Origin of the sequence: Kitasatospora sp. NPDC059571 (genome assembly GCF_042735675.1) — a bacterium.
GTDB lineage: Bacteria > Actinomycetota > Actinomycetes > Streptomycetales > Streptomycetaceae > Kitasatospora.
This window is the reverse complement of record NZ_JBHWBW010000013.1, coordinates 1-6,530: the sequence shown is the minus strand read 5'-3', so window position 1 is coordinate 6,530 and position 6,530 is coordinate 1. Positions and strand designations below refer to the sequence as shown.

The following is a 6,530-nucleotide window of genomic DNA, read 5'->3' as shown; positions in this document are numbered from 1 at the left end:
GTGTTTTTTTCCCCCCCCGCGCCCGGCGCGCGCCGCGGCGCCGCGGGGCGGGGGGTCCCCTCTCGTTGTTAACCCCCCCCCGGGGGGGCCCCCCCCCCCGGGGGGGCGGCCCCCCCCCCGCGGGCGGGGCACGGGGCCTCGGATCCGGAAGATGGAGCCGATGAACTCGGCGAGCAGCCGCTCCTTGAGCCGGCCCGGCAGTGCGTCCGGCAGCACCGGCACGGGCGCCATCCGGCCGGGCAGCCCGCCCTGCGGGTCGAGGCCGGCGAAGGCGAGCACCCGGCCACGTCCTCCGGACCGGGCGACGCCGGGTCGAGCCCTGCCCGGCGGGCGCCGCCCGGGTGAACTCCGGTACGGCTGATGCGGATCCGGTCCGACGGTCGGACGCAGCCGGGTGGAGGTTCAGGGCGGCGGCCCTCCCGGGGGCCGCCGCCCGGCTTCGTGCCGGGACGCTTGACGGGGTGCGGATCCGGGAAGACACTCCGGAAGGACATCCTCGAACGCAGGCGGGAGAACCGTGAGGCAGCCGGAGCCGGTCATCGAGGGTGCGGCCCACGCCGTCCGCCTGCTGCCGGTGCTGACCAGCCGCCGCCACATCGATCTGCTGCGGGTCTGCAGCAGCATGGCAGGCGCGACCGGCTCCCGCGGCCCGGCGGCCGTCCTCGGCTGAGACCGCACCGGGAGAGTCCGTCTCCCGGCATCACCTTCACCCCCGCTTCCCCCCGATCCGTGGCGTGCCCGTCGGTGTGCGCCCGCACCCTGGGAGACCCTCATGTCCGCCTCGCCCCAGCCCGTCGTGTCCGCGTTCCGCGGCAGGATCGGCCGTGACGCCCGCAGCGGGTACCACGCCGTGCCGCACCGCTACCGGCTCCACCTCGCGCTCTCCTGTCCGCACTGTCTCGAGATCGCCGTCACCCACAGCCTGCTCGGTCTGGGCGACACGCTGCCGGTGACCCTGCTGCCGGCGCTGCCCGACGCGGGCGACGGCGGCTACCTGGCGCTCCGGCCGCTGTACGAGGCCAGTTCGCACCGGCACCGGGGACCGGCGCAGGCGCCGGTGCTCAGCGACGACTGGAGCGGACGGATCGTCAGCACCGACGGCCCCCAGATCCTCACCGATCTGGCCCGCCGGTTCGCCGGGCCGGGCCCCGACCTCCACCCGTGCGGTGCGGACGCCTCGATCGCCGCGGTCGGGCAGTTCTGCGAGCGGGACATCAACGCCCCCGCGCAGCAGGCGGGTCGGACGGACGCCGCCCCGGAGGAGCGGGCGGCCGCGCTGCGGAGCCTGCTGGCCGGGCTGGACGCGGTCGAGCAGCGCCTGGCCGCCCGGGAGCACCTGCTGGGCGACGGACCGACCGCCGCGGACGTGCGGCTCTGGGTGACCCTGGTCCAGCTGGACACCGTGCACCGGTGGCACCTGGACGCCGCGGCCGTGGACCGCATCGCCGACCACCCGCGGCTGTGGGCCTACGCCCGCCGGCTGGCCGGCCACCCCTGCTTCGGCCGCCACCTCGACCTGGACGGCATCGCCCGCCGCCACCACGCCCGCTGTCGGGGGGAGGAGGCCGCCGGAGCGGCGATGCAGATCGTGGACTGGGCGGAGTGCGCACGGGAGCGGGTGCCGCAGTCCGGCTGAGCCGGGGTCACCGGGAGGGCACTCCGGCGGTCGTCCGGGCGGCCTCCCGCAGGATCGGGAGCAGCAGCTGCTCGTAGGCCGTCAGCGGGCGGGCCAGTGTCCAACTCGCCATCACCGCACGGCGTTCGGGCGACGGGTGGACCGTCAGCTCGGCGAGCACGCCGTGCCGGAGTTCGAGTTGCACGGACCGGCGCGGCACCAGCCCCACGCCCAGGCCGATCCGGGCGGCCTCCTTGACGCCCTCCGTCCCCCACAGGTTGAGGGTCCGGGCGCCGGCCAGTTCCCAGCTGTGCAGCAGGTCCGTCAGCTGGCGGCGGGTCTGCGAGCCGCACTCGCGCAGCAGGAAGGTCTCGCCCGCGAGGTCGGTGGGGGCGAGCCCCTTGCCCACCAGCGGATGGTCGGCCGGGCAGACCAGCAGCATGTCGTCGTCGGCGAGCCGTTCCGACCGGTACTGGCCGGGAGGCAGCGGGCTGCCGCTGAGCCCGATGCCGACCTGGCCCTCCTCCAGCGCCACGGCGAGCTGGTCGGCGGTGCTGACGGCGAGGCTGATCTGCGCATCGGGCTCGCGGCGCCGCAGTTCCCGCAGGACCGCCGGCAGGAAGTGCCCGCTGATGGTGCTCGTGCTGCCGATCACCAGTGGGTCCTTGCGCAGGAGGGCCGCCGCCTGGACGGCGGCGACGGCCTGGTCGGCGAGCGCGAGCACCTCCTTGGTCTGCGCGAGCAGGATCTCGCCGGCCAGGGTGGGGCGGATCTTCGGGCCCGAGCGGTCGACCAGTTGGGTCCGCAGGGCTATCTCCAGGTTCTGCACCTGTTTCGACACGGACGACTGGCTCAGGAACAGGACCTGGCCCGCGGCCGAGAACCCCTCGCATTCGATGACCTGTGCGAAGATCGCCAGTTGATTGAGGTTCAGTCGCATCATGGCCTCGCTCGCGTCCGGACGGTATGGGACACAGGGGGCGGCGCGGTGCCCGCGGGCTCGGCCGGTAGGGCAATGTACCCCGCGCCGGGCCCCCGCCACAGCGCGGATCGACCTGCGGCATTGCCGGACATGGGGGGATTTCGTGTCCGTCCCGGCTCCGTGCCCATGCGCTGACGGTAGGTCGGCACAGAGGTGACAGTTCGTCACGGGAGGTGATCCGGCGCCCGCCGGTCGGTAAAGGATGGGCAAAGGAGCGGGACGAAACCTCGAATCCGGCCTCTTTCCCTGGTGACCGGCCCGCCAGCGGCCGGCACTTCCCGGGAGGTGTTTCGGTGCACGCTTGTCCCTACGGTCGACCGGAAGCGCAGCCCCTGTCCGGCGCCGACGCGCGGCGGACGTCCACCCGGCCCGGCCGTGGCGCCGCCGGTTCGGCGAGGCCGGGCGCCCCGCCCCGGCGGTGCCGTCCCGGCAGGCCGTGGAAGGAGGCGCCGTGGACGCACTGACCCTGCCCGGCGGCCGCGGTGAACTGGTGAGCCGCCGCCCGTCCGAACCCGCCGGCCGGGCCCGGCCGCGGGGCGGCCCGGGAACGGTCCAGGCGGTGGCGCTCTCCGCGGCACCGGGACCGCCCCCGCCGGGACTGTCCGCCGTGAAGGTGGTCGCCTACCTGCACGGACCCGAGCCGTACCTGCTGATCCCCGACCCCGTCCCGGGGATGCACCGGACGCTCGTGCGCTGGCTCAAGGGCCAGTCGGCGGTGGCCGGACCGGTGGTGGCGCGGGTCGACGCCGGGGCGTCGCTGCGCTGGGCCCGAACCCTGCTCGCGCTCGCGCCGAAATGGCCGGGAAGCGCCGGCGAGCTCCTCTTCGTCGAGGACCACCTGGCCAAGGTGGTGCTCCTCCAGGACCCCCTGCTGGCCGGCCACCTCTCCGCCAAGTGGCTCAGCAGGCTCCAGGACATGACACCGCGTCAGCGCGAGCGGATGGAGCAGACCCTGCTCGCCTGGCTGGAGGGCGGCGGCGCCGCCGGGGCGGCGCTCCTGCTGCGCATCCACCCGCAGACCGTCCGGTACCGGCTCCGCAAGCTGGAGCGGATCTTCGGCAGCAGCCTGCGCACCTCGCAGGCGCGGTTCGAGATCCTGCTGGCGTTGAAGATCCACGGCATGGCCACCGAGTGCGCCCGGCTGCGCACCAGAGCGGAGCTGCCCCCGCGCCGGGCGTCCGAGCCCCGGCAGGACGTCGGCCCCACCGGCCCGTGAGCCGTTCCGGTTCCGGCCTTTCCAGATTCCCGTGACCGTCGACCGGGATCAGTTGTCACTGCAACCTGTCCATTGTCGTTGAATTCCCCGACGGGCTCCCCTGTGCCTCCGTAGGGTGTTCTTCGCGGCCGCCGGAATCCGCCGGGAAAGGAATTCCGGCGGTGGGCCGGCGTGCGATCGCCGTCCCGGCGTGATGAGGAAACGATGTCATCTTCGAGGAAGAAACGCGGAATCGGGAACGCCGCCTACGGGATTCCCCAGGTGAGTCGCCTGCCGCGGTCGTTCGCCACGCTGCTCGTGATCGTGGCCATGATCTCCACGGTGACGGCGCTGGTGGTGCCCGTGGTGCGCTCGGCGGGCTCGTACCGCACCCCGCGGGCGGGGGAGTCGCCGAGCGCGGGGACGGTGCAGACGCCGTCCGGGCCGCTGACCCCGCTCGACCGGGACTTCGTCAAACGGGTCCGGCTGGCCGGTCTGTGGGAGATACCCGCAGGCCGGATGGCCCTGGCCAAAGGCGGCACGCCCGAGGTCAGGACCGCCGGCCAGCACCTGATCGACGGTCACACCGAGCTCGACCGGGCCGACCTGGACACCGCCCGGACGCTGAACATGGAGGTGCCCAGCGAGCCCTCCGCCCAGCAGCAGGGGTGGCTGCAGCAGCTGGACGCCGCCCAGGGCGAGGAATTCGACCGGCTCTTCGCGAACATCGTGCGCAATGCGCACGGCCAGGTCTTCGCGGTCGTCGCCCAGGTGCGCGCCAGCACCCAGAATTCCACCGTCAGGGATCTCGCGACCCTGGCCAACTCCACGGTCCTGGACCATATGACGGTGCTGGAGAACACCGGACTGGTGAAATTCGGTGAACTCACCGGACCGTCCGGTTCGCCCTCGCCGGGCGCGAGTTCCACGCCCCGGCGCTAGACCACAGGAGCAGTGCTTTCCACGGCCTGTACGACAGGCCCGATCCCGTTTCGAGGGTGCGAACATGAGGATTCACAAACGTGATACGGCCAGGCGGCGGGCCTTCGCCCTGCTGCTGGCCGGGGTACTGGCGCTCAGCGGCGCCTCGGCCCTTGCCGCGGCGGCGTTCGCCGGGCAGCGCCCGGTGCGCTCGCAGCAGTCCGCCGGCCAGATGGGCACGGTCGCCTGCGGCGACGTCGGGGTGATGCTGAACTCCGTCCCGGACGCCGCCCAGGCCGACGTCAACCAGGATCTCGCCGACCTCGACGTCCAGGTGGCGGACGCCTACCGCAGCCTGTCGGATCCCGCTGGCGGGGGCGAGCAGCGCGTCATGGGCGCGCTGGCCGGCAAGCGCTCCGCGACCCTGCAGAAGCTCGCGGCGAGTGCCGGACCGGACTCCGGCCTGCCCCAGGATCTGTCCGGACTGTCGAACTGCACGATCCGGCGCGACCTGGTGGTCGACGCGTCGGCCCGCGACTTCGCCCCGGCGGCACAGAGCGCCGCGGCCGACCCGAACAAGGCCGCGGCGGCGAAGAACTCCGGCTCCGCCCGCGGATTCGTCGACATCAGGACCGTCGCCCCGAACACCGCCAAGCCCGCCCGCACCGGGCCGGCCACCGGCACCTTCACCTCGCAGTGCGGCCGCAACGAGAACCGCCACCTCAACCCCGACAACGTGATCGTGGCTCCCGGTGTGAGCAACGGCGCCCACCACATGCACGACTACGTCGGCAACAAGATCACCGACGCGTTCTCCTCGAACGGCCGGCTGGCCGGCGCCGGCACCACCTGCTCCAACGGCGACCAGTCCGCCTACTACTGGCCGGTGCTGCGGCTCCTCAACGGTGCCAACGAGAAGGACGCCAAGGCGCCGGGCGGCGGACAGGACCTCAACGTCGGGCGCATCCTGCAGCCGGCCGAGGTCGGGATCACGTACAGCTCTCCCACGGGGAACCCGGTCCAGCCCATGACCCGGTTCCTGCGGATCATCACCGGCGACGCCAAGGCCCTGACCAACGGGCCGGCCAACGCCCACGCCTCGTGGAGCTGCACCGGGTTCGAGAACCGCCAGCTCGCCGACAAGTACCCGATCTGCCCGAACGGCAGCCGGGTGGTGCGGACGCTGAAGTTCCCGGACTGCTGGGACGGCAAGAACATCGACAGCGCCAACCACCGCACCCACACCGCCTTCTCCCAGGCGAACGGCGCCTGCCCGAAGAACTTCAAGGCGATCCCCCAGCTGGTCGAGCGGGTCGCCTACGACGTGCCGTCCGGTGCGCGCTTCGCCGTCGACAGCTTCCCCGAGCAGCTCCACAACCCGGTCACCGACCACGGGGACTTCATCAACGTGATGAACCGCAACCTGCTGGACCAGATGGTGAGCTGCATCAACGCGGGTCGTCGCTGCGGATGACCCCCACGGGCCGCCGCCGCGACGGGCCGGGCGGCCCAAGCCGCCGCACCCCGCGCGGCCCGCCCGGAACCCGGGCTACCCATTCCAGCGGAGCACGCAGAAAGCCGGAGGGCTCAGCGATGTTGACAGGGCAAGGACACCGAGCGTGGCACTCGGCCGCAGGGCCGGCACGGGCGGGCCGGGCACGCCGAGCGGCCCGGGCCGGCCGGGCCGGACTGGCAGCCCGGGTCGCCCGCGCCGAGCAGGTGCCGGACGGCCCCGCGGGCGACCGGCCCCAGGCTGGCGGCCGGGCCACCCCCCCGGGGGGGTGCCTGCTTCCCCGGCAGACGAAGGGGGGGGGCCC

6 protein-coding genes are annotated in these 6,530 nt (G+C 73.6%); 5 read left to right on the top strand and 1 reads right to left on the bottom strand.

Annotated elements, in window-relative coordinates; genetic code table 11:
* The first annotated feature begins 517 nt into the window (after positions 1 to 517).
* Positions 518 to 670, top strand: coding sequence for a hypothetical protein (locus ACFV0G_RS03560; RefSeq protein WP_380540925.1), 153 nt, complete (start codon positions 518 to 520; stop codon positions 668 to 670).
* Between the two features lie 102 nt (positions 671 to 772).
* Positions 773 to 1,636: a glutathione S-transferase C-terminal domain-containing protein gene (locus ACFV0G_RS03555; RefSeq protein ID WP_380540922.1), complete on the top strand. Its 864-nt coding sequence runs from the start codon at positions 773 to 775 to the stop codon at positions 1,634 to 1,636.
* Positions 1,637 to 1,643: 7 nt separating this feature from the next.
* Here the strand turns inward: ACFV0G_RS03555 and ACFV0G_RS03550 are convergent, their stop codons facing one another.
* A complete protein-coding gene (locus tag ACFV0G_RS03550) occupies positions 1,644 to 2,558 on the bottom strand; it encodes a LysR family transcriptional regulator (protein ID WP_380540919.1) in 915 nt (304 codons plus the stop codon).
* Positions 2,559 to 3,048: 490 nt separating this feature from the next.
* Here ACFV0G_RS03550 and ACFV0G_RS03545 point away from each other — a divergent pair, with 490 nt between their 5' ends.
* The 3 genes from ACFV0G_RS03545 to ACFV0G_RS03535 all read left to right on the top strand — a co-directional run bounded on the left by ACFV0G_RS03545 (position 3,049) and on the right by ACFV0G_RS03535 (position 6,187).
* Complete coding sequence (locus tag ACFV0G_RS03545; protein WP_380540916.1) at positions 3,049 to 3,813, top strand: helix-turn-helix domain-containing protein; 765 nt, start codon at positions 3,049 to 3,051, stop codon at positions 3,811 to 3,813.
* Between the two features lie 261 nt (positions 3,814 to 4,074).
* The gene (locus ACFV0G_RS03540) at positions 4,075 to 4,734 is read left to right on the top strand and encodes a DUF4142 domain-containing protein (RefSeq protein ID WP_380540913.1); all 660 of its coding nucleotides are present in this window, start codon (positions 4,075 to 4,077) and stop codon (positions 4,732 to 4,734) included.
* Between the two features lie 64 nt (positions 4,735 to 4,798).
* Positions 4,799 to 6,187, top strand: coding sequence for a DUF1996 domain-containing protein (locus tag ACFV0G_RS03535; RefSeq protein ID WP_380540911.1), 1,389 nt, complete (start codon positions 4,799 to 4,801; stop codon positions 6,185 to 6,187).
* Positions 6,188 to 6,530 lie beyond the last annotated feature (343 nt).

Bases quoted from the DNA above. Each gene is read 5' to 3' on its own strand.
- ACFV0G_RS03555 (WP_380540922.1), top strand. From the start codon at position 773: ATGTCCGCCTCGCCCCAGCCCGTCGTGTCCGCGTTCCGCGGCAGGATC.
- ACFV0G_RS03550 (WP_380540919.1), bottom strand. From the start codon at position 2,558: ATGATGCGACTGAACCTCAATCAACTGGCGATCTTCGCACAGGTCATC.
- ACFV0G_RS03535 (WP_380540911.1), top strand. From the start codon at position 4,799: ATGAGGATTCACAAACGTGATACGGCCAGGCGGCGGGCCTTCGCCCTG.